This window comes from Burkholderia torrens, assembly GCF_984668525.1.
On record NZ_OZ480211.1, the window covers coordinates 1,979,849 to 2,005,896 of the forward strand.

24 protein-coding genes are annotated in these 26,048 nt (G+C 66.0%); 10 read left to right on the top strand and 14 right to left on the bottom strand.

The features are described 5' to 3' along the window. Positions 1 to 136 precede the first annotated feature (136 nt). Positions 137 to 1,729 carry an ABC-F family ATPase gene (locus tag AC5LXX_RS09065; protein ID WP_493409271.1) on the bottom strand — a complete coding sequence of 531 codons (1,593 nt, stop codon included), beginning with the start codon at positions 1,727 to 1,729 and terminating at the stop codon, positions 137 to 139. A gap of 168 nt (positions 1,730 to 1,897) precedes the next feature. On the opposite strand from AC5LXX_RS09065, the gene AC5LXX_RS09070 reads away from it, so the two are divergent. Beyond that, on the top strand, positions 1,898 to 2,350 hold the full coding sequence (locus AC5LXX_RS09070) for a lipocalin-like domain-containing protein (protein ID WP_493409272.1): 453 nt from the start codon (positions 1,898 to 1,900) through the stop codon (positions 2,348 to 2,350). A gap of 88 nt (positions 2,351 to 2,438) precedes the next feature. Here AC5LXX_RS09070 and AC5LXX_RS09075 read toward each other — a convergent pair whose 3' ends face one another. After that, positions 2,439 to 4,730, bottom strand: coding sequence for an AsmA family protein (locus AC5LXX_RS09075; RefSeq protein WP_493409273.1), 2,292 nt, complete (start codon positions 4,728 to 4,730; stop codon positions 2,439 to 2,441). A gap of 152 nt (positions 4,731 to 4,882) precedes the next feature. Here AC5LXX_RS09075 and AC5LXX_RS09080 point away from each other — a divergent pair, with 152 nt between their 5' ends. Next, positions 4,883 to 5,584: an ABC transporter ATP-binding protein gene (locus tag AC5LXX_RS09080; RefSeq protein WP_493409274.1), complete on the top strand. Its 702-nt coding sequence runs from the start codon at positions 4,883 to 4,885 to the stop codon at positions 5,582 to 5,584. Further along, positions 5,581 to 6,384, top strand: coding sequence for an ABC transporter permease (locus AC5LXX_RS09085; protein WP_493409275.1), 804 nt, complete (start codon positions 5,581 to 5,583; stop codon positions 6,382 to 6,384). Before AC5LXX_RS09080 ends, AC5LXX_RS09085 begins: the two co-directional genes overlap by 4 nt. 40 nt (positions 6,385 to 6,424) lie before the next feature. Here AC5LXX_RS09085 and AC5LXX_RS09090 read toward each other — a convergent pair whose 3' ends face one another. From AC5LXX_RS09090 to AC5LXX_RS09100, 3 genes are all read right to left on the bottom strand, one after another. Then, on the bottom strand, positions 6,425 to 6,898 hold the full coding sequence (locus AC5LXX_RS09090; protein ID WP_493409276.1) for a PliI family lysozyme inhibitor of I-type lysozyme: 474 nt from the start codon (positions 6,896 to 6,898) through the stop codon (positions 6,425 to 6,427). 215 nt (positions 6,899 to 7,113) lie between these two features. Further along, positions 7,114 to 7,665 carry a DUF6013 family protein gene (locus AC5LXX_RS09095; protein ID WP_124457066.1) on the bottom strand — a complete coding sequence of 184 codons (552 nt, stop codon included), beginning with the start codon at positions 7,663 to 7,665 and terminating at the stop codon, positions 7,114 to 7,116. Between the two features lie 161 nt (positions 7,666 to 7,826). Further along, the gene (locus AC5LXX_RS09100; RefSeq protein WP_493409277.1) at positions 7,827 to 8,843 is read right to left on the bottom strand and encodes a zinc-binding alcohol dehydrogenase family protein; all 1,017 of its coding nucleotides are present in this window, start codon (positions 8,841 to 8,843) and stop codon (positions 7,827 to 7,829) included. Between the two features lie 124 nt (positions 8,844 to 8,967). On the opposite strand from AC5LXX_RS09100, the gene AC5LXX_RS09105 reads away from it, so the two are divergent. Together AC5LXX_RS09105 and serB are read left to right on the top strand one after the other, a co-directional pair. Next, positions 8,968 to 9,909, top strand: a complete 942-nt coding sequence (locus AC5LXX_RS09105) for a LysR family transcriptional regulator (protein ID WP_493409278.1) — start codon at positions 8,968 to 8,970, stop codon at positions 9,907 to 9,909. Positions 9,910 to 10,075: 166 nt separating this feature from the next. Next, positions 10,076 to 10,921, top strand: coding sequence for a phosphoserine phosphatase SerB (gene serB / locus AC5LXX_RS09110; protein ID WP_493409279.1), 846 nt, complete (start codon positions 10,076 to 10,078; stop codon positions 10,919 to 10,921). An 87-nt stretch (positions 10,922 to 11,008) separates the two neighbouring features. Here serB and AC5LXX_RS09115 read toward each other — a convergent pair whose 3' ends face one another. From AC5LXX_RS09115 to rimO, 4 genes are all read right to left on the bottom strand, one after another. Next, positions 11,009 to 12,190, bottom strand: coding sequence for a cystathionine beta-lyase (locus tag AC5LXX_RS09115; protein WP_493409280.1), 1,182 nt, complete (start codon positions 12,188 to 12,190; stop codon positions 11,009 to 11,011). 113 nt (positions 12,191 to 12,303) lie between these two features. Beyond that, positions 12,304 to 12,846 carry a hypothetical protein gene (locus tag AC5LXX_RS09120; RefSeq protein ID WP_493409281.1) on the bottom strand — a complete coding sequence of 181 codons (543 nt, stop codon included), beginning with the start codon at positions 12,844 to 12,846 and terminating at the stop codon, positions 12,304 to 12,306. 88 nt (positions 12,847 to 12,934) lie between these two features. Then, positions 12,935 to 13,861 (bottom strand): sugar kinase, encoded by a 927-nt coding sequence (locus AC5LXX_RS09125; RefSeq protein ID WP_493409282.1) that lies wholly within the window; start codon positions 13,859 to 13,861, stop codon positions 12,935 to 12,937. A gap of 3 nt (positions 13,862 to 13,864) precedes the next feature. Continuing rightward, a complete protein-coding gene (gene rimO, locus AC5LXX_RS09130) occupies positions 13,865 to 15,226 on the bottom strand; it encodes a 30S ribosomal protein S12 methylthiotransferase RimO (RefSeq protein WP_124457073.1) in 1,362 nt (453 codons plus the stop codon). 5 nt (positions 15,227 to 15,231) lie between these two features. Here rimO and AC5LXX_RS09135 point away from each other — a divergent pair, with 5 nt between their 5' ends. The 5 genes from AC5LXX_RS09135 to AC5LXX_RS09155 all read left to right on the top strand — a co-directional run bounded on the left by AC5LXX_RS09135 (position 15,232) and on the right by AC5LXX_RS09155 (position 19,897). Then, entirely contained in the window at positions 15,232 to 15,531 is a 300-nt protein-coding gene (locus tag AC5LXX_RS09135; protein ID WP_493409283.1) for a hypothetical protein, read from the top strand. 44 nt (positions 15,532 to 15,575) lie between these two features. Continuing rightward, the gene (locus tag AC5LXX_RS09140) at positions 15,576 to 16,877 is read left to right on the top strand and encodes a M16 family metallopeptidase (protein WP_493409284.1); all 1,302 of its coding nucleotides are present in this window, start codon (positions 15,576 to 15,578) and stop codon (positions 16,875 to 16,877) included. Then, positions 16,874 to 18,220, top strand: a complete 1,347-nt coding sequence (locus AC5LXX_RS09145) for a M16 family metallopeptidase (RefSeq protein WP_493409285.1) — start codon at positions 16,874 to 16,876, stop codon at positions 18,218 to 18,220. Before AC5LXX_RS09140 ends, AC5LXX_RS09145 begins: the two co-directional genes overlap by 4 nt. Positions 18,221 to 18,446: 226 nt before the next feature. Beyond that, positions 18,447 to 18,701, top strand: a complete 255-nt coding sequence (locus AC5LXX_RS09150; protein ID WP_059583515.1) for a hypothetical protein — start codon at positions 18,447 to 18,449, stop codon at positions 18,699 to 18,701. A gap of 920 nt (positions 18,702 to 19,621) precedes the next feature. Then, positions 19,622 to 19,897 carry a hypothetical protein gene (locus AC5LXX_RS09155; protein WP_493409286.1) on the top strand — a complete coding sequence of 92 codons (276 nt, stop codon included), beginning with the start codon at positions 19,622 to 19,624 and terminating at the stop codon, positions 19,895 to 19,897. Positions 19,898 to 20,135: 238 nt separating this feature from the next. On the opposite strand, the gene phaR is transcribed toward AC5LXX_RS09155, so the two are convergent. The 5 genes from phaR to pgeF form a co-directional block, all read right to left on the bottom strand. Next, positions 20,136 to 20,702: a polyhydroxyalkanoate synthesis repressor PhaR gene (gene phaR / locus AC5LXX_RS09160; protein WP_089467558.1), complete on the bottom strand. Its 567-nt coding sequence runs from the start codon at positions 20,700 to 20,702 to the stop codon at positions 20,136 to 20,138. Positions 20,703 to 20,820: 118 nt separating this feature from the next. Then, positions 20,821 to 21,561, bottom strand: a complete 741-nt coding sequence (locus AC5LXX_RS09165; protein WP_014896930.1) for a 3-ketoacyl-ACP reductase — start codon at positions 21,559 to 21,561, stop codon at positions 20,821 to 20,823. Between the two features lie 121 nt (positions 21,562 to 21,682). Then, a complete protein-coding gene (locus AC5LXX_RS09170) occupies positions 21,683 to 22,864 on the bottom strand; it encodes an acetyl-CoA C-acetyltransferase (RefSeq protein WP_493406546.1) in 1,182 nt (393 codons plus the stop codon). 99 nt (positions 22,865 to 22,963) lie between these two features. Then, positions 22,964 to 24,844 (bottom strand): class I poly(R)-hydroxyalkanoic acid synthase, encoded by a 1,881-nt coding sequence (gene phaC, locus AC5LXX_RS09175; RefSeq protein WP_493409287.1) that lies wholly within the window; start codon positions 24,842 to 24,844, stop codon positions 22,964 to 22,966. Between the two features lie 360 nt (positions 24,845 to 25,204). Next, complete coding sequence (gene pgeF / locus AC5LXX_RS09180; RefSeq protein ID WP_493411110.1) at positions 25,205 to 26,044, bottom strand: peptidoglycan editing factor PgeF; 840 nt, start codon at positions 26,042 to 26,044, stop codon at positions 25,205 to 25,207. Positions 26,045 to 26,048: the final 4 nt, after the last annotated feature.

Genomic DNA, 26,048 nt, shown 5'->3' on the forward strand with positions numbered 1-26,048 from the left:
TTCGTGTTTCTAGCGGCATGCCTTGCGCGTCCCGCCTAGCGTCCTCTACAGAGCACCACTACCGCTGTCCCAACGGGACAATTCCGTGGGACAATCCGGGACACATGAACGGTGGTCTTGGGACAAACCGGCGGTTTTACTCCTGCCCCTGACTCGTCAGGAACTCCTCGTAATTGCCACCGAAGTCGAACAGCGTGCCGTCCGTACGCACTTCGATGATCCGGTTCGCCAGCCCGCTCACGAACTCACGGTCGTGCGACACGAAAATAAGCGTGCCTTCGAACTGCTCGAGCGCGATCTGCAGCGACTCGATCGATTCCATGTCCATGTGGTTGGTCGGCTCGTCCATCAGCAGCACGTTGTGGCGGCCGAGCATCAGCTTGCCCCAGATCATGCGGCCCTTCTCGCCGCCCGACAGCACCTTCACCGACTTCTTGATGTCGTCCGACGAGAACAGCAGGCGGCCCAGCGTGCCGCGCACCATCGTTTCGTCGTCGCCGTCCTTGCGGTACTGGTCGATCCAGTCCATCAGCGTGATGTCGTTCGGAAACTCCTCGTACGTGTCCTGCGGCATGTAGCCGACATTCGCGTTCTCGGACCACTTCACCGTGCCGTGCTCGAGCGTGAGCGCGCCGAGCAGCGAACGCAGCAGCGTCGTCTTGCCCGCGCCGTTCTCGCCGATGATCGCGATGCGCTCGCCCGGCTGAACCGACAGGTTGAAGTTCTGGAAGATCGTGCGCTCGTACTTCTTCGTGATTTCTTCGGCGACCACGGCGACGTTGTGCAGCTTCTTCTCGAACTCGAAACGGATGAACGGGTTCTGGCGCGACGACGGCTTGAATTCCTCGATCTTGATCTTGTCGATCTGCTTCGCACGGCTCGTTGCCTGGCGCGCCTTCGACTTGTTCGCCGAGAAGCGGCGCACGAAGTCCTGCAGTTCGGCGACGCGCTCCTTCGCACGCGTGTTCGCTGCAGCCTGGCGCTCGCGCGCCTGTGCCGATGCGAGCATGTAGTCGTCGTAGTTGCCCGGCCAGACCTTCAGCGTGCCGAAGTCCATGTCGGCCATGTGCGTGCACACCGAGTTCAGGAAGTGACGATCGTGCGAGATGATGATCATCGTCGAGTTGTACTCGTTGAGCGTTTGCTCGAGCCAACGAATCGAGTTGATGTCGAGGTTGTTGGTCGGTTCGTCGAGCAGCAGCACGTCCGGCTTCGAGAACAGCGCCTGTGCGAGCAGCACGCGCAGCTTCCAGCCCGGCGCGACGTCGCTCATCGTGCCGTTGTGGAACTTCTCCTCGATGCCGATGCCCAGCAGCAGCGCGCCCGCGCGCGCTTCGGCGTCGTAGCCGCCGTATTCGGCGAACTTGCCTTCGAGCTCGGCCGCGTGCATGTAGTCGTCGTCGGTGGCTTCCGGGTTCGCGTAGATCGCGTCACGCTCGGTCATGGCGGCCCACATCTCGGTGTGGCCCATCATCACGACGTCGAGCACGCGCACGTCTTCGTATGCGAACTGGTCCTGGCGCAGCTTGCCGAGGCGGACGTTCGGCTCCAGCGCGACATTGCCAGCGCTCGGCTCGAGGTCGCCGCCGAGGATCTTCATGAAGGTCGACTTGCCACAGCCGTTCGCGCCGATCAGACCGTAGCGGTTGCCCTCGCCGAATTTGACCGAGATATTCTCGAACAAGGGCTTCGGCCCGAATTGCATCGTGATGTTGGCAGTAGAAAGCACGGCAGGTCCCGTAAGAGAGAAATCGACGGAAAACCGTGTATTTTAGCAGGTGTCGGAGAAACTGCCGACCGCACCGCCCCGGCGGCGTATTCCCGGCACTCTGGCCCGCCGCCCGGCGGCCGTCAACACGACGGCACGCGCTCCACCGCCGTCTTACCGGAATCCCGCATGCTTGCCAGCCAGCTTCGTGAACAACTCGTCGGCGCATGGCGCCTCGTGTCCTACGAAATCCGCCCGCGCGACGGCGGTACCGTCACCTATCCGCTCGGCCGCGACGCACGCGGCTGGATCCTCTATACACCCGACGGCTATATGTCGGCCCAGTTGATGGCGGCCGGCCGCCCGCCCTACGCGGACGGCGACCTCCAGGGCGGCAGCGTCGAGGAACGCGCGGCCGCGGCGCACGGCTACATCGCGTATTCCGGCCCCTTTAACGTCGACGACGACGGCACGCTGACGCACGAAATGGACGTCAGCCTGTTCCCGAACTGGATCGGCAACGTCCAGCAGCGTGTGGTCAGCCTGGATGGCGACCGGCTGCAACTCGGCACCGCCGAACCGGTACGGATTGGCGGCCGGGAGGTCGAGCCGGTGATCGTCTGGGCACGCGCCAGCCGCTGAGCGCTCCTGACGGCGCCGCGCGGCCGGCGCTGCGCCGGGCGCGGCAACGCCGCCACCGTGGCGCAAACCGCTCCAGCGGCTGCATGCATCACTTGCCGGCCTTCGCTGCCGCCCTTTGCGCGGCCTTCGCGTTGATCTGCCCGAACAGTTCCGAGCACGGCACGTCGCGGTTGTTGCTCGGCGCGATCAGCGGAATCAGCGCCGCGAACGGGTTGATCAGCCCGAGCCCGACCATCGCACCGGCGCGCAGCGCGAGCGCGCCCGCATCGACACCGACCTTCGGGTTCTTGAACGTACCCTTCGCGTACAGCGGCGAACGCAGCGAGAATATCCGGAAACCCTTCGTATGCGGGTGGATCTTCAGGTCGAGCGATTCGTCGCGCAGGTTGATCGGGCCGTCGACGTTGATCAGCGCATCGTCGGTATCGAGCGCGAACACCTTCGGGTCGAGGATCCCGTTGGTTGCGACGAAGTCGATCGCCGCGCAGTTGATCTTCACGTCGTTGTTGCCGAACAGCTTCTCGTAGACGACGTTGGCGACGTTCAGCCCCGCCGCTTCCATCAGCAGGCGGCTGATGCGGCCGTCCGTCACGAGCGCCTTCACTTCGCCGTTCGACGTCGCGGCGAGCGCGGCCGGCGAGTTGCCGGTCGCCGACAGCGACGCGTCGCCGTTGATCTCGCCGAGCGCCGACTGCATGACCTTCTGCGTCGGGAACAGCTGCTTGAGCTTCAGGTGCCGCGCGGCCACCGTGAAGCGGCCTTTCAGCGGCGCGCCGCTGCCGTCGAGATGCGCGGTCGTCGCGAGCGTGCCGCCCGCGACGCCGAACTGCAGCGGCTCGAGCGACAGCACGCCGTCCTGCATCACGATGTGCGTGTACAGGTTCGTGATCGGCAGGTTCGCACTCTTGACCAGCTTGCGGCCCGTGAACTTGACGTCCGCGTCGAGCGCGCGCCAGCGGTCAGTACGGAACGTCTCGACCGGCAGCACGCGGTCCGGCGGCTGGCGCGTCGTGTCGCCGCGCCGGGCCTTGCTCGCGGCCGTATCGGCGCCGATCACCGGCGCGAGATCGGAGAACTGCAGCAGGTTCGACACGAGTTCGCCCGACAGCTTCGGGCGCGGCTCGCGCTGTGCATACGTGAGCGTGCCGCCAAGATCGCTGCCGCCGACGCGGCCGTTGAAGCTCTCGTAGCGGAACGTGCTCGCATGCGGCTTGAAGTTGCCGATCAACCGCCCTTCGGTCGCGTAAGGCGGCGTATCGGGCAGCGTGATGCCGGTGAGCTGGTAAAGGTGCGACATCGACGTGCCCTGCAACCACAGGCGCAGGTCGATCGCCGCGAGATGCATCGGATCGGTCAGCGTGCCGACGATCGCGAGTCGCGTGTCGCCGGCCTTCACGTCGGCCTGCAGCGGAAACGGCCGCGACGCGTCCTGGATCGCGAGCACGCCGCCGAGCTTGCCGGTCCCGTTGATCGGCACGTTCTTGTAGCGGCCGTCGACCTTCAGCCCGAACGCATAGGTCGGGCCGGACGGCTTCGCGGGCGCGGCGGCGCTGCTTGCGCCGGATGCGGCAGCAACGGTCGATGCGGAAGAAGCGGACGAGCCCGACGAACCGGAAGCAGCCGAAGCCACGGAAGTCGCAGCCGATGCGCCCGACGCCGCACTCGCCGCCTGCGCGGCGGACGCACTCGACGCGGCTTCCGCATTGGCCTTCGCGCTCAGTTGCGCGGCGCCATGCTTGCCGACACGCTGCGCGGACGCCGCACGCGACGTCTGCTCCTGCTCCTTCAGCACGTCGCCGAGCGGGATCGGCTGGCCGAGCGTATCGATCGCGACGGTCAGGTCGGCCTTCGTGATCGCATCGCGATACGTGACGGTGCCCTTCGCGAAGCCGAAGCTGTCGAGCCGCACCTTCCACGGCGACGGCTGCGACGATTGCTTGAACTGGAAGGTCCACGTGTTGCGACCGTCGGCCAGCCGCTCGAGGTCGACGGACGGATTCACGACGTCGATCGACGGGATGACGATTTCATGGGCGAGCAGCGGCAGAATCGCGAGATCGAAGTGCGCGGCATCCAGCGTGACGAACTTGGGCGTCTTCGCCCAGTCGGGGTTGCCGATTTCGAGCTGCGTGGCCGAAAAGCTCGGCCAGGGCACCCATGCGCGCCAGCCGGTCTCGCCGTCGGGGCGACGCCAGCCGACCTTGAGATCGCCGTTGATCGCGAACGGGCGGCCGAGTGCGGCACTCACCTGGTCGTTGACCCACGGCTTCGCGCGGTTCCAGTCGAACATGAAGAGAAAGACGCCGGCTGCCGCGATGAGCACCGCGACGATACCGACGACCCATGCAGCCGATTTGCCGATGGCTCGGGTTAGCGTCATGGCGGTTCCGTTGTTGTTCTGAAATGTTGCCGCACCATGCCGGGCCGCTTGCGTGGACGAACGGCGCACGACACCCGCGGCTTTTCAATCGGTATTATGACGCACGACATGGCGACCTCTCGGCGCTGTTAACGCTTTTTTTCATTTGTGACATGACAGCCCCCACCGGCCTCATCGATGCGCAGCGCATTACACGGCGTGACGCCAGCAGCGGCAAGACCCTGCTCGCCCCGACCGATTTCAGCCTCGCTGCGGGATCGCGAATTGCTATCACCGGCCCCTCGGGGTCGGGCAAGAGCGTGCTGTTGCGCGCGCTCGCGCTGCTCGACCCGCTCGACGGCGGCCACATCCTGTGGCACGGCCACCGGATCCGGCGCGGTACGATCCCGCGCTACCGGCGCAGCGTCGCGTACGTGCGCCAGCGCCCCGCGCAGATGGACGGCACCGTCGAATCGCAATTGCGCTATCCGTATTCGCTCGCGATCTATCGCGACGTGTCGTTCGATCGCGCGCGTGCCGAAGCGCTCGCCGCGCAGGCCGGCCGCGGCCCCGACTTTCTCGACAAGCGCGCGAGCGACCTGTCCGGCGGCGAAGCGCAGATCGCGGCGCTGCTGCGCGTGCTGCAGCTCGATCCCGATGTGCTGCTGCTCGACGAGCCGACCTCCGCGCTCGATCCCGAATCGGCACGCGCGATCGAGGCACTCGTCGGTGCGTGGTTCGACGCGGCGGCCGACGCCCGCGCGTACATGTGGATCTCTCACGATCCGGCCCAGGCCGCGCGGATCGGCACGATGCGGCTCGTGATGCAGGCCGGCGTCATGCATGTCGCGAACCCGACGGAGGCTGCGCAATGAGCCCGGCACTGCAGGACCTGAGCCTCGTCGACGTCGGCATCGCCGCCGCGCTCGTCGCCGTCAACGGTGCGATCTCGGCGGCCTTGTCGCTCGGTCTCGGCCGCAAGCTCGCGCTCGCGGCGGTGCGCACCGTCGTGCAGCTGCTCGCGATCGGCTACGTGCTCGGCTGGGTGTTCGGCCATCCGCACTGGACCGTCGTGTTGCCGCTCACCGCGCTGATGACGCTGATCGCCGGCTTCGCCGGCGCGGGCCGCGGCAAGCGCACGTATCGCGGCCAGCGCATCGACAGCATCGCGTCGATCTGGTTCAGCAGCTGGTTCGTCGCGGCGGTCGGGCTGTTCGTCGTGATCCGCATCCATCCGTGGTACGCACCGCAGTACGCGATTCCGATCCTCGGGATGATTCTCGGCAATACGCTGACGGGCGTGTCGCTCGGCGTCGAGCGGATGATGGAAGAGCTCACGGCGCGCCGCGACCGCGTCGAAACGGCGCTCGCGCTCGGCGCCACGCGTTGGGAAGCCGCGCAGGACGCCGCGCGCCAGGCCGTGCGCGCGGGCATGCTGCCGACGCTGAACCAGATGGCCGTCGTCGGCGTCGTCACCTTGCCGGGCATGATGACGGGCCAGGTGCTGGCCGGCCAGTCGCCGCTGCAGGCCGTGCGCTACCAGATCGTGATCATGTTCCTGATCGCCGCGGCGTCCGCGCTCGGCACCGTCGGCGCGGTGCTGATGACCTATCGCCGGCTGTTCTCGGCCGATCATCGCTTCCTCGCGGCACGGCTCGAGGAGCGCGCGCACTGACGCGCACGGGCACCGCGCGATGCGTTCGCGCGGTGTGCGCTCAGCGCGCGACGCGACGCTTGGCGATCGCCTGTCGCAACGCGGCTGCGATGTCCGCGTCCGGCGCGAGCCCGTCGACCGAAGCGACGAGCCGCACCGCGCGCGGCGTCGTCGCATAGGCCTGCGCGCCGACGTAGCCGCCGCTGCCGGCAGAACGCGTGGTCACGACGAGCGCCTGCGGCGCGCGGGTGCCGAGGTCGGCCGCGAACGCATCGGTGACCGTGCCATCGCGCGCATGCAGCACGCCCGTCACGTAATCGTCGGTATCGAAGCCCGGTGCGACATGCGCGGTCGAATACACACGCACCGCGTAGCTGCCGGTCGAGCACGGTTCGAGTGCGCCGCTCGACACGACGGCCACCTGCTGCCGCGACGGCAGCTCGACCTTCTTCACGAAACTGCAATCGTCGGCCGCATATGCATGCGCGGCGACGAACGCAACGGCAGACAGCAGCACGCGCATTCGACGTTTCATCGGGAATCGTTACGGGAAGGAAAGGATGCGGGCGAGCATAGCGTGACATCGGCATGACGTCACGCACCGCTGATACACGGCAGCGGCACCGACCCGCGAAGCAGGTGGCGGGAAACCGCGCAACGGCGGCGCGCAACGCTCGCGTGCCGCCCCGCTCACGCGGCCGGCCGAATCCGTTGCGCGCGCACCGGACGAAACGCCGGCCCGCGCGCCGCTCAGCGCTTGATCGACACCGTCACCTTGGTGCCGTCGCTCATCGTCACGGACTTCGACCCGCCGTTGGTCGGGATCGACACCCACTTCACCTGGCTCACCGACACGACGTCCGGGCACTGCAGCGACTTGCCGCCGGCCGTCACGCTGCGCGTACCCTTCGGTGCGGCCGCCTGGAAGCTCATCTGCACGTTGGCGACACCCTTCGCGTCGACCGACGGCGCGAGCCGCACCTGGGTCTGGCGCACCATCGCACCGTTCTCGTCGCGCGGCAGGTTGTCGGCGTTCGGACAGCCGTCCGGCATCGCGACCGCGCCGCTCGGCGGCACCGATTTCCAGTTGAAATCGTCTGTCTCGCCCGAGCGGATCTTGCGGGTCTCCTGCGTATTGCCGAAGGCCTTCGAGTCGACCTTGACGGTGTATTCGAGCTGCCCCGTACCGCCGCCCTTCAGGCTGCCCTTGACCGGCGGCGCCGCGAATACGCTCGCACTGACGCACGCCGCCGCGAACACGACCGACCACGATGCGGCGACTGACAAGCTGCGTTGGCTCATGCTGACCTCCTTGTAATGCGGGGCACGCGCGTGCCGCGCGGTTTTCGATGCATGATGCGTTGCCAGTCTACCGCCAAGCGCGATGCAATGCGCCGCAAACGCATCGGGTGTTACCCCGCTTGCGTTCGCGGCGTCGCAACCTTAGTTACGCGCGCAGTCGCTCAGAACCCGCTCAGCACGAGCTTGCCGATCGCGCGCCCGCCCTCGAGCAGCTGGTGCGCGCGTCGCACGTTCGCCGCGTTGATCGTGCCGAGCTGTTCGCCGAGCGTCGTGCGCAGCGTGCCGCCGTCGACGAGCCGCGCGACTTCGCCGAGGATCCGGTGCTGCTCGATCATGTCCGGCGTCTCGAACATGGCACGCGTGAACATGAACTCCCAGTGAAACGCGGCGCTCTTCGCCTTCAGCAGTTCGACCGGCACCGGCTTCCCGTTCTCGACGATCGTGCAAATACCGCCCTGTGGGCGGATGATTTCCGCGGCGGCAGGGAAATGACGATCCGTGTCGTTGAAGATCAGCACGTAGTCGACGTTCGGATGGCCGGCCTCGCGCAGTTGCGCAGGCAGGTCGCCGAAATGGTCGACCACCGCGTCCGCGCCGAGCGCGCGCACCCAGTCGGCCGATGCCGGCCGCGACGCGGTCGCGATCACGTGCAGCTTGCCGAGCGTCTTCGCAAGCTGGATCGCGATCGATCCCACGCCGCCCGCGCCGCCGATGATCAGCACCGACTTGCCGGCGTCCGCGCCCTGCGGCGACACGCGCAGCCGGTCGAACAACGCTTCCCACGCGGTCAGCGCGGTGAGCGGCAGCGCCGCCGACGCGGCGAAGTCGAGCGTGCGCGGCTTCAGCGCGGCGATCCGTTCGTCGACCGTGTGGAATTCGCTGTTCGCGCCGGGCCGCGTGATGCTGCCCGCGTAGAACACTTCGTCGCCGGGGCGGAACAGCGTCACGTCGGCGCCGACCGCGACGACCGTGCCGGCCGCGTCCCAGCCGAGCACGCGCGGCGTCTCCTCGACCTGCGGCTTCGGCGCGCGCACCTTGGTGTCAACCGGGTTCACGGAAATCGCCTCGACCTTCACGAGCAGGTCGCGCGGGCCCGGCACGGGCTGCGGCAGCTCCACGTCGAGCAAGGCTTGCGGGTCGTCGATCGGCAGATAGCGGGTCAGTCCAACGGCTTTCATCTCGATACTCCTTTCAGGGAATCCGGGCGGGCCGCGACGCAGCCCCATGAACGTCATCGTAGTCAACCCGATCCTTCGAGAAAACCGCTATATTTCCTGAAACATTTTCAGGAATTTCAGAATAATGACGCTCGATCCGATTCCGGCGCCCGACAAACCGCTCGATTTGCTCGACGTCGCACTGTTCGTGCGCGCGGCGCTGCTCGCGAACGTCACGGCGGCCGGGCGCGAATTCGGCGTGTCGGCCGCGGTCGCCAGCGCACGCATCGCGCAGCTCGAACGCCAGCTCGGCGCGCGGCTGCTGCACCGCACCACGCGCCGCATCAGCCTCACGCAGGACGGCGAGATCTTCATGGCGCGCGCCGACGCGCTGCTGTCGGCCGCCGACGCCGCGCGCGCGTCGGTCGGCCATGGCCGCACCGAGCCGTACGGGCGGCTGAAGGTGTCGATGTCGTCGTCGTTCGGCCGCCAGCACGTCGCGCCGGTGATTCCCGCGTTCCTGCGCCGCTACCCGTCGGTGTCGCTCGACCTGCGGCTGTCCGACGAAATCGTCGATCTCGTCGACGACGGCTACGACGTCGCGATCCGCCTCGGTGCGCTAAAGGATTCGACGCTCGTCGCGCGCAAGCTCGCGACCAACCGCCGCGTGCTGTGCTGCTCGCCGGCGTATCTCGCCGAGCACGGCACGCCGCGCCATCCGGCCGACCTGACGCAGCACGAATGCGTGATCCTCGGCGACCAGCGCGACTGGTCGTTCACGACGCCGCAAGGCCCGCTGACCGTGCGGGTCGGCGGCCGGCTCGTCGCGAGCAACGGCGAGGCGATCCGCGAAGCGCTCGTCGACGGCTTCGGGATCGCGATCAAGTCGACCTGGGACGTCGGCCCGCTGCTCGCGAGCGGCGCACTCGTCACGGTGCTCGACGACTATCCGTTCGCGGACGAAGTCGCGATCTGGGCCGTCTATCCGAGCCGCGCGCACGTGCCGCTGAAAACGCTCGCGTTCATTGCGTTCCTCGCCGAGCATTTCGGCGATCCGCCGTACTGGGACGGCCAGGACGTACGGTAACCGCTGCACCGAACCCGGTTTCGATCCGCCCCCGACCGCCCGGCACGGCCAACCGGCTACAATGACGCGTTCGCCACGCAAGGGCCCGACGCCGGACGGGCCCGCGTCCGCAGGCGGCCACCCGTTGGCCGCGCACGCATTTCATTCGTCTCCCAACCATCCCGTCATGACCCACAACCTCGTCATCCAGAGTCTTGCACCGCTGTCGGACGCCCATCACAAACCGCTGCTCGCGCTGTCGCGCGGCACCCGCATCGTGCAGACCGACGATCACGCGCTGCGCATCGAAAACGCGAATCCGGCGCAGCGCCTCGACATCGACGCGTACTGCGGCACGCACGCGCTCGACTTCGCGTTCGTCGAAGCCGGCCGCACGCTCGGCGATTTCGGGCTGGCCGTGATGGACATGGATTCGACGCTGATCACGATCGAATGCATCGACGAGATCGCCGACTTCTGCGGGCTGAAAACGCAGGTCGCCGAGATCACCGAAGCATCGATGCGCGGCGAGATCCGCGACTTCAACGAAAGCCTCACGCGCCGCGTCGCGCTGCTGGCCGGGCTCGACGCGCACGCGCTCGAGCGCGTGTACGAAGAACGGCTGCAACTGTCGCCCGGCGCCGAGACGATGCTGGCCGGTGTGAAGGCCGCCGGCATGAAGACGCTGCTCGTGTCGGGCGGCTTCACGTTCTTCACCGAGCGGCTGAAAGCCCGCCTCGGCCTCGACTACGCCTATGCGAACACGCTCGAAATCGTCGACGGCAAGCTGACCGGCAAGGTGCTCGGCGAGATCGTCAACGCGGACGTGAAGGCGCGCCTGCTGCGCGACACCTGCGCGTCGCTCGGCCTCGCGCCGAGCCGCGCGATCGCGATGGGCGACGGGTCGAACGACCTGAAGATGATGGCCGAAGCCGGGCTGTCGGTCGCGTTCCACGCGAAGCCCGTCGTGCGCGACGCGGCGACGGTCGCGTTCGATCACGTCGGCCTCGACGGGCTGCTGCGGCTGTTCTGATCCCGCCGCACCGCCCATGAAAAACGCCGGCGCGATGTTGCATCGCGCCGGCGTTTTGTCATTCCACGAGGCCTTTTCGGCCTGCGATCATCCGAGTACGTCCTGCATCGCGCGTTCGATGTCCGCACGCAGGTCGGCTTCATCTTCCAGGCCCACGTAGAAACGCACCAGCGTGCCGCGATGCGGCCAGTCCGGGCGCATCGACGCGACGTCGTACGGCATCGCCAGGCTGCATGCACCGCCCCAGCTCCAGCCGATCGCGAACAGGTCGAGCGACTCGACGAAGCGATCGATCTGCTCCGCGCTGTAGCGTTCGTCGAACACCACCGAGAACAGCCCGCCCGCGCCCGTGAAATCGCGCATGAACGACGCGTGCCCCGGGCAGTCGGCGATCTGCGGATGCAGCACCGCCGCGATCTCCGGCCGTGCCTTCAGCCATTGCGCGAGCGCGAGCGCGCTCTTGCTGTGCGCGTCGAAACGCACCTGCATGCTCGGCAGGCTGCGCAGCACGAGCGAGCAATCGTCGACGGACACGCCGATCCCGCAGCGCATCCGCGCAAGCTTCAGTTGCGCGTGCAGTTCCGCGTTCGCGGTGATCGTCGCGCCCATCAGCACGTCACTGCCGCCCGACTGATACTTGGTCAGTGCCTGCACCGAGATGTCGACGCCGTGCTCGAACGGCTTGAACGCGAGCCCCGCCGAGAACGTGTTGTCGATCGCGGTGACGATGCCGCGCGCCTTCGCGGCCGCGGTGATGGCCTGCACGTCGGGCACTTCCATTGTCACCGAGCCCGGTGCCTCGATCCAGATCAGCCGCGTGTTCGGCTGGATCAGGTCGGCGATGCCGGCGCCGATCAGCGGATCGTAGAAGCGCACGGTAATGCCGAAATCCTTCGCGAGCCAGTTGCCGAAATCGGCGTTCGGCCCGTACACGTTGTGCGGAATCAGCACGTCGTCGCCCGCTTTCACGATCCCGAAGTACACGTTCATGATCGCCGCGAGGCCCGACGGCTGCAGCAGCGCATGCGCGCCGCCCTCGATCTCGGCGAGCCGCTGCGCGAGCGCGAGCGACGTCGGCGTCGCGTGCAGCCCGTAGCGCCACTGGTTGTCGTTGTGCCAGACGAGCGCGCGCATCGTCGCGAGATCGGGGAACACGACCGTCGACGCGCGTGCAACCGGCGGCACGAACGACCGGAAGCCTTCCGGAATGACGTCGTCGGGTTGAACGATGCGGGTTTGCAGCGCGCGCTTGGGAGTGGATGCAGTCATGTCGGGAAGCCGGGCACGAGGCCGTTCGGTTGCGGAATATGTCGCTAGATTAGCCAAAATCGGCGTGGCTGGCCCGGTACAATGCGCGCCGCGCGCACCGAGCCAGCGCGCGCTCAGTCGTCGGTGCGCAGGTTGACGATGCCGCCCACCGTCTCGATTTCCCGCACGCGGCCGTCGCGCACCTGCAGCGCCGCGCGCTTGCCCGGCGCCAGGCGCAGCACGACCGGCTGCGGATCCGACTCGTCCGAGTTCATCCGGTCGGCCTTCAGGTCGCCCGTCGTGTCGAAACGGCCGATCCACACGCCCGTGATGTTCGTGCCGTCGTTCGATTCCTCGATCTCGAGCGTATCGCCGTCGCGATCGCCCGCGAGCAGCACGACCTCGCCCGTATCGGCGAACTGGTATTCGCCGTGCACGCCTTCCTCGTCCGTCTTCGGGCCGAGATGCACGACGATCGGCCGGTCGCCGAGCGTGCCTTCGTAGCGCGGCAGGCGGGCGAACTCGGGATTCGGCTTCAGCGGCCGCGCCGGTGCCGGTTCATCCTGCTGCACGCCCGGCGCAGCGGCCTGCGCCGCAACCACGCGCGGCATCGCAAGGGCCGCTGCCAGCGCGCCCGCGACGACGAGCGCCCGTTGCCATTCCGAATATCGACCCACCTTGTGTTGCTCCTTGCTTCAGATTCGCTCGAAAATCGCGACGGTGCCCGGCTCTTCGTGTGGGCCCTGGTCAGCGCGCAGGGGCACGTCAGCCCTGCATCAGGCGCTCCACCGCGTCGCGCTGCGGGATCGGTGCGACCGCACCATAGCCCGTCGTCGACAGCGCCGCCGCCGCGTTCGCATAACGCGCGGCCGCGAACGGATCGTCGCCCGCGACGATCCGCGCGACGAACGCGCCGCCGAAGCAGTCGCCCGCGCCCGTCGCATCGACGGCCTCGACCGTGAAGCCCGGCACGACGCGCCGCTCGTTCGGCGTCGCGACATACGCGCCTTCCTTGCCGAGTTTCAGCGCGACGACCTGCGGCCCGTGTTCGAGCATCGCATCGACGATCGCGTCGCGATCGTTCGCGCCCGTCAGTGCCGTGACATCGTCCCAGCTCGGCAGGCAGATGTCCGTCTGGCGCAGCGCTTCGCGCATCACCGCGCGGGCGCGCGGCAGCGGCCACAGCTTCAGGCGCAGGTTCGTGTCGAAGCTGACCTTCGCGCCGTGGCGACGCGCATGGTCGATCGCCGCGAACGCCGCGTCGCACGCAGCCGTGCTGATCGCGAGGCTGATGCCCGACAGGTGCACGGCCTTCGCGGCCGCGAGCGCATCGAGCGGCAGGTCGCCCGCCGCATAGCGGCTCGCCGCGGAGCCCGCACGCAGATAGTCGAACTGGTGGCCGTCGGCGCCGTGCGTGACGAAATACACGCCGGTCGGCGCCGTGCGGTCGATCCGCACGTACGTCGTGTCGACGTTCTCCGTGTGCCACATGTCGGCCAGCAGGCGGCCGAACGGATCGTCGCCGATCGCCGATACGAAGCCCGTCGACGCACCCTGGCGCGCCGCCGCAATGCAGAAGTTCGACGTGTCGCCGCCGAAGCCCTGCAGGAATTCAGGACGACCCGGCTGCGACTGGTTGAATTCGATCATCGCCTCGCCGAGCGCGAGAATCTCCGGAAATGCGGCGGCCATCGCTTACACCTCGCCCCACAGATCGTGGCCGTCGGCGCCCGTGATCTTCACGGACACGAAATCGCCGACCTTGTAGCGCTTCGATGCCTTCGTCGCCGGCTCGACATAGACGACACCGTCGATTTCCGGCGCATCGGCTGCCGTACGGCCGATGCCGCCTTCTTCGCTGACCTCGTCGATCAGGACCTTGAGCGTCTTGCCGACCTTGCGCTGGATGCGGTTCGCCGATACTTCCTCGGCGACTTCCATGAAGCGCGCACGGCGTGCCTCGCGGACGTCGTCCGGCAGCGCGCCGTCGAGTTCGTTCGCGGTCGCGCCTTCGACCGGCGAATACGCGAAGCAGCCGACGCGATCGAGTTCCGCCTCGCGGATGAAGTCGAGCAGCGTTTCGAACTGCTCTTCCGTCTCGCCGGGGAAGCCTGCAATGAACGTGCTGCGGATCGTCAGGTCCGGGCAGATCTCGCGCCACTTCTGCACGCGCTCGAGCACCTTCTCGGCGTTCGCCGGACGCTTCATGCGCTTCAGCACTTCGGGGTGCGCGTGCTGGAACGGCACGTCGAGGTACGGCAGCACGTGGCCCTTGAACGGACCTTCGGCCATCAGCGGAATCACTTCGTCGACGCTCGGATACGGGTACACGTAGTGCAGGCGCACCCACGCGCCGTACTGTGCGGCGAGTTCGCCGAGCGCCGCGACGAGGTCGGTCATGCGCGTCTTGATCGGCTTGCCGTTCCAGAAGCCCGTGCGGTACTTCACGTCGACGCCGTACGCGCTCGTGTCCTGCGAGATCACGAGCAGTTCCTTCACGCCCGACTTGAACAGGTTCTCGGCCTCGAGCATCACTTCGGCGACCGGGCGCGACACGAGGTCGCCGCGCATCGACGGGATGATGCAGAACGTGCAACGGTGGTTGCAGCCTTCGGAAATCTTCAGGTAGGCGTAGTGACGCGGCGTGAGCTTGATGCCGGCCGCCGGCACGAGATCGGTGAACGGGTCGTGCGGCTTCGGCAGGTGCGAATGCACGGCCTGCATCACTTCGCCCACCGCGTGCGGGCCGGTGACGGCGAGCACCTTCGGGTGGACTTCCTCGATCAGGTTCGAGCCGCTGGCGCTCGACTTCGCACCGAGGCAGCCGGTGACGATCACCTTGCCGTTCTCGGTCAGCGCTTCGCCGATCGCGTCGAGGCTTTCCTGCACGGCTTCGTCGATGAAGCCGCAGGTGTTCACGACGACGAGGTCGGCGCCGTCATAGGTGCCGGAGATTTCATAACCTTCGGCGCGCAGCTGCGTGATGATTTGTTCGGAATCGACGAGCGCCTTGGGGCAGCCGAGGGATACGAACCCTACTTTGGGGGATTGGGACATCTGGAATGTGGGGGCGTGGCAGCAAAAGCGTGAGTTTACAGCCATTTAGGGGCGGCGAGGCAAAACCGGCGATCGGCGGCGGCATCGACCGTCGAATCGGATGCGCGATGCGCCGCCGGGCGGGAACGCATCACGGCATCAATGTCCCGCAACGCGTCATCCGTCAACATTCATCGGAAAATATGAAAGACTTCACGTTCACCGCGCTCGACGCATCGCAGTCGACTGACCGCCGAGCCGGCGCCCGATCTTCCGCGTTCATCCTGCCTACAAAAAAGGACGCTCCATGTCAGTACGACGTTTGATATGCACCTGGCTCTCGCTGTGCCCGTTGATTGCAGGCACGGCGATGGCCCAACCCGTCGAGGTACCGGGCTTTACCCACGTGCGCTCCCTGGGCGGCATCGACGAATACCGTCTGGATGCCAACGGCCTTACCGTGCTTGCCGTGCCCGATCCCGCTGCGACGGTGGTCAGTTTCCAGGTGTTGTACCGGGTGGGATCACGCAACGAAGCCGCCGGCACGACCGGCGACACTCACCTGCTCGAGCACCTGATGTTCAAGGGCAGTCGGCACTACAACAAGGCGCTCGGCAATTCACTGAACAGCTACATGGAGCGCGTGGGCGCGAACTTCAACGCAACCACCTCGATGGACCGCACCAACTACTTCGGCACGCTCGGGCGCGACGCGCTGGAAGGCTACATCGCGATCGAGGCCGACCGCATGCGCAACCTCCTGCTGCGCCCGGAAGACCTGGCCAGCGAGATGACGGTGGTACGCAACGAGTACGAGCGCGGCGAGAACAGCCCTTTCACCGCCTTGTTCCAGCAGGTCATGGCCACGGCTTACCAGGCACACCCCTACCACCATCCCACCATCGGCTGGCGTAGCGATATCGAGCATGCGAGCGTGGACAAGCTGCGCCGTTTCTACGACACCTTCTACTGGCCGGACAACGCCACCGTCATCCTGGTCGGCGATTTCCGGCCGGACCAGGCGTTGGGATGGGTCAGGCAGTATTACGGCGGCATCCCGCGCGCGCCCGAGGCCATTCCCGCTGTCACGACCGAAGAGCCGCCGCAGCAGGGGCCGCGAAGGCTGGTGCTCAAACGCGCGGGCGCAACGGGCAATCTGATCATTGCCTTCAAGGGGCCGCGCGCGCTCGACCCCGATGCGGCTGCGTTGACCGTACTGGGCCTGGTATTGAGCCAGGGCAAGAGCAGCCGGCTGTATCGCGCACTGGTCGACACCACGGTTGCCACGCAAGCCGGCGCCAGCTTCCATGCGCTGCGCGATCCCGGTCCGTTCGTCGTGACGGTCAGCCTGCCGCCCGGCGCGAAACACGAGCAGGCCGAGAAAATCGCCTGGACCGAACTGGAGCGGATCAAGACCGAGGGCGTCACCCGCGAGGATATCCAGCGGGTGCTGGGCCCTTACCGGGCCGATCAGGTCTACCAGCGTGACGGTGTCCGCTCGACGTCCGCCCGATTGGGCAACGCGGTCTCGCTGGGCGACTGGGCACTGTTCGTCACCGAGCTCGAAGAACTGGAAAAGGTGACGCCCGCCGATGTGCAGCGCGTAGCCCGCAAGTACCTCATTGAAAACCAGAGCACCACCGGCTGGTTCGTCCCGGAGAAATCTTCATGAAACAGGTTCGTTTCAACCATCTGCGGACGTGGTTCGTGTGGTTCGCCGTGCTATGCCTGCCTGTTGCGGCCCAGGCAGGCATAGCCGACCGCGTCGTACGCTCGCAGGCCGGCAGCATCACGCTATTGACCTATTCGATGTCGCCGCACGAAATGGTGTCCCTTACCGGGGTGATGCCCCTGGGCGATGCCGACACGGCCAGCAAGGCGGCCAATCCCGCCGTGCCGTTGCTGACGGGCATGCTGCTGCAGGAGGGCAGCACCCGTCGCGACAAGGTGGCGATCTCCGCGCTGCTGGAAAGCCTGGGCGCCCAGTTGTCGTTCCAGACCGACGGCGGCTATGTCGCCATACACGGCCAAAGCCTGACCAAGGATTTGTCGACGCTGATCGACCTGATGGCCGAGCAGTTGCGCCTGCCGGCCTTCAAGCCGGAGGAGCTGGCCAAGGCCAAGAGCCGGCTGGAGGCCGCGGTCCGTAACGCCGGAGAAAACCCGTCGGTTCGGGCCGCCGAGGCGCTGAATCGGTCCATTTACCCCGATGCCCACCTCAACGCACCGGTGCCGCGCGAACGGATGCTCGAAGCGATCGCCGCTGCCACGCTGGACGACATCAAGGCCTTTCATCAAGCCTATTACGGACCCGCACATATGACGCTGGTCGTGGTGGGCGGCGCAGACCCTCGCCGCCTGCAGTCCATGGTGACCGAAGCCTTCGCGGGCTGGAGCGGGGGCCAGGCACTCGTGCGACAGGGCCCGCCACGCAAGGCAAGCCGGCCCGACACGCAGCGCATCGCCGTGCGGGACAAGGAATCCGTCAGCGTGATGCTGGGTCAGGCCATCGACCTGCGCGCCAGCGATGCCGACTATCTGCCCCTCAGCGCGGCTGTCAACATCCTGGGCAACGGCTTCACGGGCCGCCTGATGGCAGGGGTCCGCGACAAGGAAGGCCTGACCTACGGCATCCGTGCCGGCCTGTCCGGGCTCTCGCTGATGGACGGCGCATTCGTCATCACCAGCAGCTTCGCCCCGCTCCTGCTGGACAAGGGCGTCGCCAGCACGCGCCGGATTCTGGATGCCTGGTGGAAAGAGGGTGTTACCCAGGCCGAACTGGATGCACGCAAGGACGGCATGATCGGCCGCCATCAAGTCGCGATGGAAACCACCGGGCAGATGGCCGCCATGATTGCGCAGACGGTGCTCCAGGACCGCCCGCTGAGTGACCTGGACACCTATCCCGAGCGCGTCCGCGCGTTGACCGTCGAGCAGGTCAACACCGCCATCCGCACGTACCTGGACCCCGGCAAGATGACATTGGTGGAAGCAGGCACGTTTGCGGAGAAATAACCGCCGCCTCACTTCGTTCCGCGCCCAGCCCGGCTTCGGCCGGGCCGCTGCGATCGCGCTGCCGCGCTCGCGGGAAACCCTCGACGCGTGCATGCTCGAGTGAGCCGAAGTCCGGCGGGCAAGCACGATCCGCAACCACCAGCGCACGACAATCGCCGCGGGCGCGAGCGGCCGCTATGCGAAAATCCCGGCATCCGCTCACTTCCATCCACTCAACGGGATTCGCATGACCACCCACATCACGATCGAATTCACCGAGCACGCGGCAGAAGCCATCGGTGAGCAAACCAGCACCAGCTTCTCCTACGATCAGGGCGCGCACGTACCGCAGCCCGGCGATTTCGTCGAACTGGAAAATTCGCGGCAGACGTTTCTCGTGATCGGCCGCGTGTTTTCGCTCAAGGCCAACTACAGCGCGGTCAAGCTCGTGCTCGACCTCCCGCCGTCGGACGACGAACACGGATTCGATCCAGAGTCGTGACGCATCCAATTCCGTGACGAAATCGCAAAAAAGTCCGCGGAAGCAGGCCCACACTCGATCCGATGCTCACTCAGGATACGCCGCTGCCGTCTGGCACCGGTTGAACCAGACCGCATCGTCGCCATCGCCGATCAGCCACAGCTCCGTATGGAGTTGCGGCCGGCAGGTTGTCGGCGCCGGCACGTGACTATCGCTATCGGGCGTCCCCACACGCACCCACCCAACCTGCGCGCCATCGTCATCGCAGCCTGCGCCAGCGCCTCGCAGAACGCCACCGGGCGAATCTTCCCGCCATCGATCGCAGTCACCGCGCGATACTGACAAACCGCACCGGCGGCCCAATCCTCGCTCTGGCTGCAGGCCGCACGCGTAGCGCGCCGAAACACGCCTACGAAGTGTGTGCGCCTCGCGCATCGCCCTGAACGAGATCGCGGCTCGCCTCGAAGCCCGCCAACGGGCCGCCCGCCTATTTCGCGAGCACTGGCACTCGGCCCGCGCCAGCGCGATCAGCCCTTTGCCCGACCGATCGGCCGGCACGGCGGCACGCTCGTCGATGGTCTTGTGCATTTCGTCGGTGATTATTCAAAAATCCGGCCGAACAAATAAAAAATAGAGAAATAAATCAAAAACCCCACAAACCAAATCACAACCAAAAATCACAAATAAATTTATTTTTCCGCAACCATCCAATTACCCCGACCCTTGTTTGACAGCAAAACACACAATTCACAAGAATAGTTTGAAATACTCAACAATTCATAAAAACCATTTCCAAATCCGCCACCCCCATTCAACACCTGATTAATCTCGGATATATTTCACGGCGATCAGACATCGGCACCTATTTGGCCAGCCAATACTGAACCGTGTATTACCTGCATCACAACTCAAGCAATCCACTCATTCACCAAGGAAAGACCATGAGAAAACTCGCGGCCGCCCTCGTTTCGGTCATGATGCTTGCTGCATCCTCATACGCCTCCGCGGAATCGCTTTGCAAGGCAGGCAAGATCGACAAGATCGAAACCGATACGAGCGGCAATCTTCTTGTATCCATCAACGACGGCATTTATTCGTTCAGCGCAAAGGAAGTTTTCCCGATCATCTATTCGGCATTTTCCGAAAATAGAAATCTCTTTATTTACGGAAACAACTGCGCGAACGGATCGGCGGCAGGCCGCTTCGCGGTTCGATAAGCCGGTCGAAAATCCGGCCATCGGCATTTTTTACAATCAGCGCTTTATCTGATATTCGGCCGACCGGGCTTTGCCGGTCGGCCTTGTGCGTTTTAATCTGCACTGATGTACTACGGCACGACAACGCGCATGTACTCGCGGGCAATACCACCGCGCGGTCAATCGTTCCGCGACGCGCCCCGTTGCCGTCCCGAACAATGCCGGCGCGACACTTTGCGCGCCCACACCGGATCGCCGCTTACTTCTTCTCCGGCTCCGACGATCCCGGCTGCTTGAACGGGAACGTGCTGAACATCGACTTCGCCTGGTTCTGCATCTGCTCCTGCATCTGCACGAACATGTTCTTCGACTGCTCGATGTAGCTGGTCATCATCCCTTGCATCATCGGCGCCTGCATGTTCATGAACTGCGACCAGACTTCCGGATTCATCGCGTTACCTTCGTAGAGGTTCTTCGACTGATCCGCGAGCTTGTTCTGGATGTCGATGAACGCCTGGATGTTCTTTTCCAGGTACGTGCCCATCATGCCCTGCATCGCATGACCGTAAAAACGGATGATCTGCGACAGCATCGACGACGAGAACATCGGCACGCCGCCGCTTTCCTCCTCGAGGATGATCTGCAGGAGGATGCTGCGCGTCAGGTCTTCGTTGGATTTCGCATCGACGACCTTGAAATCCTCCTGCTCCAGCACGAGCTGCTTCACATCGGTGAGCGTGATGTACGTGCTTGTCTCGGTATCGTAGAGCCGGCGGTTCGGGTACTTCTTGATGAGCCGTTCGGCCGTCTTCTTTGTAGTAGTCATGTAACGCCTTTCAGTGCAGCGTTGCGCAAGTGACGAATCCCCGCCGCCCGAATCCGGGAGGCGGGGGCCTTCGGAACATACCCGGCTGCGCGGCCACCCGGCCCGCGCAGCCCGGGCGTCAGCCCATGTGCAGGCCGCCGTTCAGCGAGAAGTCGGCGCCCGTCGCGAAGCCGGAATCGTTCGACGCGAGCCACGCGACGATCGAACCGATTTCCTCCGGCCCGCCAAGACGCCGCACCGGGATCGTCGCGACGATCTTCTCGAGCACGTCGGGGCGGATCGCCTTCACCATGTCGGTGCCGATGTAGCCCGGCGACACGGTGTTGACCGTCACGCCCTTCGTCGCGACTTCCTGTGCGAGCGACATCGTGAAGCCGTGGATGCCGGCCTTCGCGGTCGAGTAGTTGGTCTGGCCGAATTGCCCTTTCTGGCCGTTCACCGACGAAATGTTGATGATGCGGCCCCAGCCGCGCTCGACCATTCCGTCGATCACCTGCTTCGTCACGTTGAACAGGCTCGTCAGGTTGGTGTCGATCACGGCCGTCCAGTCTTCATGCGTCATCTTGCGGAACACGACGTCGCGCGTGATGCCCGCGTTGTTGACCAGCACGTCGATCTCGCCGACTTCGGCCTTGACCTTGTCGAATGCTTCCTTGGTCGAGTCCCAGTCGCCGACGTTGCCTTCCGACGCGATGAAATCGTACCCGAGCGCCTTCTGGTCCTCGAGCCATTTCACGCGGCGCGGCGAGTTCGGGCCGCAACCCGCGACGACCTTGAAGCCGTCCTTCAACAGACGCTGGCAGATGCTGGTGCCAATGCCGCCCATCCCGCCCGTTACGTACGCAATTCGCTGAGACATGAATCTCACTCCATATTTTGGTTTCGAGAGCTGCCGAGGCCCCCTCTGACTTCACGTGGCGCCGGCCGAAGCCGCAATCGGCCGGTGCCCCGGATTCGGTTCGACGGTAACGAACGGCCGGTTACGGACGCTCGACCGCGAGCGCGACGCCCATCCCGCCGCCGATGCACAGCGACGCCAGCCCGCGCTTCGCATCGCGCTTGACCATCTCGTGCAGCAGCGTCACCAGGATCCGGCAGCCCGACGCGCCGATCGGGTGACCGATCGCAATCGCCCCGCCGTTCACGTTTACCTTCGACGTGTCCCAGCCCATCTGCTTGTGCACCGCCAGCGCCTGCGCCGCGAACGCTTCGTTGATTTCCATCAGGTCCAGGTCGCCCGGCGTCCAGCCCGCGCGCTCCAGGCACCGGCGCGATGCCGGCACCGGACCCATGCCCATCACGCTCGGATCGACGCCCGCGTTCGCATATGCCTTGATCCGCGCGAGCGGCGTCAGGCCGAGCGCCGCCGCCTTCTGCGCCGACATCACCAGCACCGCCGCCGCGCCGTCGTTCAGCCCCGACGCGTTCGCCGCCGTCACCGAGCCGTCCTTCGAGAACGCCGGCTTCAGCCCCGACAGCGATTCCGCCGTCACGCCGTGACGCACGAACTCATCGGTCGCGAACTGCAGCGGCTCGCCCTTGCGTTGCGGGATCGACACCGGCACGATTTCGTCGTTGAAGCGGCCGGCCTTCTGCGCGGCTTCCGCCTTGTTCTGCGACAACGCCGCGAACGCGTCCTGCTCTTCGCGCGTGATCCCGTATTCCTTCGCGACGTTCTCCGCCGTGATGCCCATGTGGTACTGGTTGTACACGTCCCACAGGCCGTCCACGATCATCGTGTCGACCAGCTTCGCGTCGCCCATCCGGAACCCGTCGCGCGAGCCCGGCAGCACGTGCGGCGACGCGCTCATGTTCTCCTGGCCGCCCGCGATCACGATGTCCGCGTCGCCCGCGACGATCGCGTTCGCCGCCAGCATCACGGCCTTCAGGCCCGAGCCGCACACCTTGTTGATCGTCATCCCCGGCACTGCCGTCGGCAGGCCGGCCTTGATCAGCGACTGGCGCGCCGGGTTCTGCCCCGAACCGGCCGTCAGCACCTGGCCCATGATCACTTCGCTCACCTGATCGGGCTTCACGCCCGCACGCTCCAGCACCGCGCGGATCACCGTCGCGCCCAGTTCCGGCGCCGCAACCTTCGCAAGCGAGCCACCGAATTTGCCGACCGCGGTTCGCGCGGCCGATACGATCACTACGTCCGTCATTTCCCTTTCCTCCAGGCCCGCACGACACGGCGCATCGTTACCGGCCCTGTTAAAAAAACTGCGGTGCACCGGACAGCGTGCGCCGCTGTCCGGTTTTCGTCAATCGCGCTGCAACACGTAGCGCCCCGGCGCCGGCTCGATCACCGGGAACTGCGCGGAACCGGCCTCGGCGGGCGGCGCCACCTTGCGTCCGCCGTACTGGTCGAGCCATTCGACCCACGTCGTCCACCAGCTGCCCGGCTGCTCGGTGGCACCGGCGAACCAGTCGTCCGCCGATTCGGGCAGGTCGTCGTTGATCCAGTAGCTGCGTTTCTTCTTCGCCGGCGGATTGATCACGCCCGCGATGTGCCCCGACGCGCCGAGCACGAATTTCAGCGGGCCCGACAGGATCGACGTCGATGCGTAGGCGGTCTGCCACGGCACGATGTGATCCTCGCGCGAACCGTAGATGAAGGTCGGCACGTCGATCAGCGACAGGTCGACGGCGTCGCCGCACACGGTCAGCGCGCCCGGTTCGCGCAGCTTGTTCTCGAGATAGGTATTGCGCAGGTACCACGCGTACATCGGGCCCGGCAGGCTCGTCGAATCGCTGTTCCAGTACAGCAGGTCGAACGGCGCGGGCGTGCGGCCCTTCAGGTAGTTGTCGACGACGTAGTTCCACACGAGGTCGTTCGGACGCAGGAACGAGAACGTGTTCGCGAACTCGACGCCGCGCATCAGCCCCGGTTGCGTGCCGTTCTTGCCGCCGATGGTCTGCTCGCGCATCTGCACGTGCGCCTCGTCGACGAACACGTCGAGGATGCCGGTATCGCTGAAGTCGAGCATCGCGGTCAGCAGCGTCATCGACGCGGCCGGATGTTCGCCGCGTGCGGCGAGCACCGCGAGCGCGGTCGCGAGCATCGTGCCGCCGACGCAGAAGCCGAGCGTGTTGATCTGCTCGCGGCCGCTGACCTGCTGCACGGCGTCGATCGCCGCGAGCAGCCCTTCGTTCATGTAGTCGTCCCACGTCTTGTGCGCGACCGAAGCGTCCGCATTGCGCCACGACACGAGGAACACCTGATGACCGTTCGACAGTGCATGCGCGACGAGCGAATTCTCGGGCTGCAGATCGAGGATGTAGAACTTGTTGATGCACGGCGGGACGATCAGCAGCGGCCGCTCGAACACCTTGTCCGTCTTCGGCGCGTACTGGATCAGCTGGATCAGGTCGTTCTCGTAGACGACCGCACCTTCAGTACACCCGAGGTTCTTGCCGACCACGAACTGCGATTCGTCGGTCTGCGAAATCTTGCCGCGCTGCAGGTCGCCGAGCAGGTTCATCATCCCCTGCCGCAGGCTTTCGCCCTGCGTTTCGAGAATCGATTTCTGCGCGTCGGGATTGAGTGCGAGGAAGTTGCTCGGCGCGGCGGCCGCCGTCCATTGCTGGACCGTGAAGCGGATGCGCTCGCGCGTCTTCGGATCGGTCTGCAGCGAATCGGCCAGTTCCTGCAGATAGCGCGCGTTGAGCAGATACCACGCAGCCGCGAACGCATGCGCGGGCGACGATTTCCACGCATCGCCGCTGAAGCGGCGGTCCTTCAGTTCGGGGGATTCGAGCTTCGCGGCAGCGGCCTGCTGCATCAGCGTCATGCAATCGCGCGCGTAGTCGGCCTGCAGCGCCTGGAGCCGTTCGGGCGGAATCGCGGCAACCGGCAGCTTCAGCCCCACGAACGGCGACGCCATGCCGCCAAGACCCGCGAGGCCACCGAGATCGGGCATCGACGGCATCTGGAACGGGAACGAAGCCGGGAACTGGAATGTCGCGAACGGATTGACGGTGGCCGACGCAGTCGCGGCGCGCGCCGGATCTGCAAAACCGCGCCACGCGTTCAGCCACGACTCGAACATCTGCTGCATCGGCTGGGCGGCCGGATCGAAACCGGTGCTGCCCGAGGAAGTGCCCGCCTGAGCGGACGTCGACGAATTTTTCGATGCTGTCATTACCTGCCTTACCGGTGATTCGTGAGCGTCAATCGTGAAATCCTGCTCGCGCGCGGCGTGCCGGCTGCGAGCCGGGCCGTCATGCTCTGGAGAGGCGTCTCCAGATTCTGCCGCAGTGCGGTATTTTTATCATTATCGTTTTCCCCATGTGAAGCGCCAAGTCAAACCACTGAACATTTCCGCACGGAGATAATCCGCGCGCAACAGGCGGGACAAGGCTTCCGGCGAAACATAAAACATTTTGTTTGGCTTGACTCCGGGATTTTTCATTCAGTTGCGCATGCCGCGCCGCATTGCAGTCTAAATATCGAGATAACCCGATTTCAAGATGCAGCAAAGCCCACGGGCATGCGCATGCCGTCAATCGGCCAGCCAGATCGCCGCCGCCATGCGGCCCGTCACGCGATCGCGGCGGTACGAATAGAAGCGTGCGCGTTCGGTGACCGTACAGGCCGTCCCGCCGCTCACGTGCGCCACGCCCGCACGCGCGAGACGCAGGCGCGCGAGCGCGTAGAGATCGGCGAGAAACTTGCCGGGCGCGCCGTCGATCGCGACGAACGCGAGCCGGGTTTCATCATGCTCCGACTGCGGAGCCGTGTCGAGAAACGCGTCGCGCACGTCCGCGCCGACCTCGAACGCCTGCGGGCCGATCGCCGGCCCGAGGTACGCGTGCAGCGTGTCCGTCGCGCCGCCGGCCAGCGCCGCGACGCGTGCCGCGGTCCGTTCGACGATGCCGGCCGCGAGCCCGCGCCAGCCCGCATGCGCGGCGCCGACCGCACGGCCCTGCGCGTCGCACAGCAGCACGGGCAGGCAATCCGCGACCATCACGACGCAGACGGCGCCGGCCCGGTCCGTGACGCTCGCGTCGGCCAGCACCGGCGCCGCGGCCGCGGGGGCCGCCGCGATCACCTCGTCCGCGCGGACGATTTCCGCGCCGTGGACCTGCTCGAGCCATGCGGCGCTCGACTGGCCGGCGAGGGCGAGCAAACGCGTGCGATTCGCGGCGACATGGGCCGGCTCGTCACCGGTATGCAGGCCGAGATTCATCCCGCCCGGCAACGCGTCCCCATCCTGCCAGCGCCCGTACGGGCCTTCGCTCACGCCGCCGTCGCGCGTCGTGATCAGCGCACGCACGCGCGGCGACACCTGCCAGTCGGGCCGCACGCAGTCCTGCCACGTCAACGGCGCCAGGTTCGTCATCGAC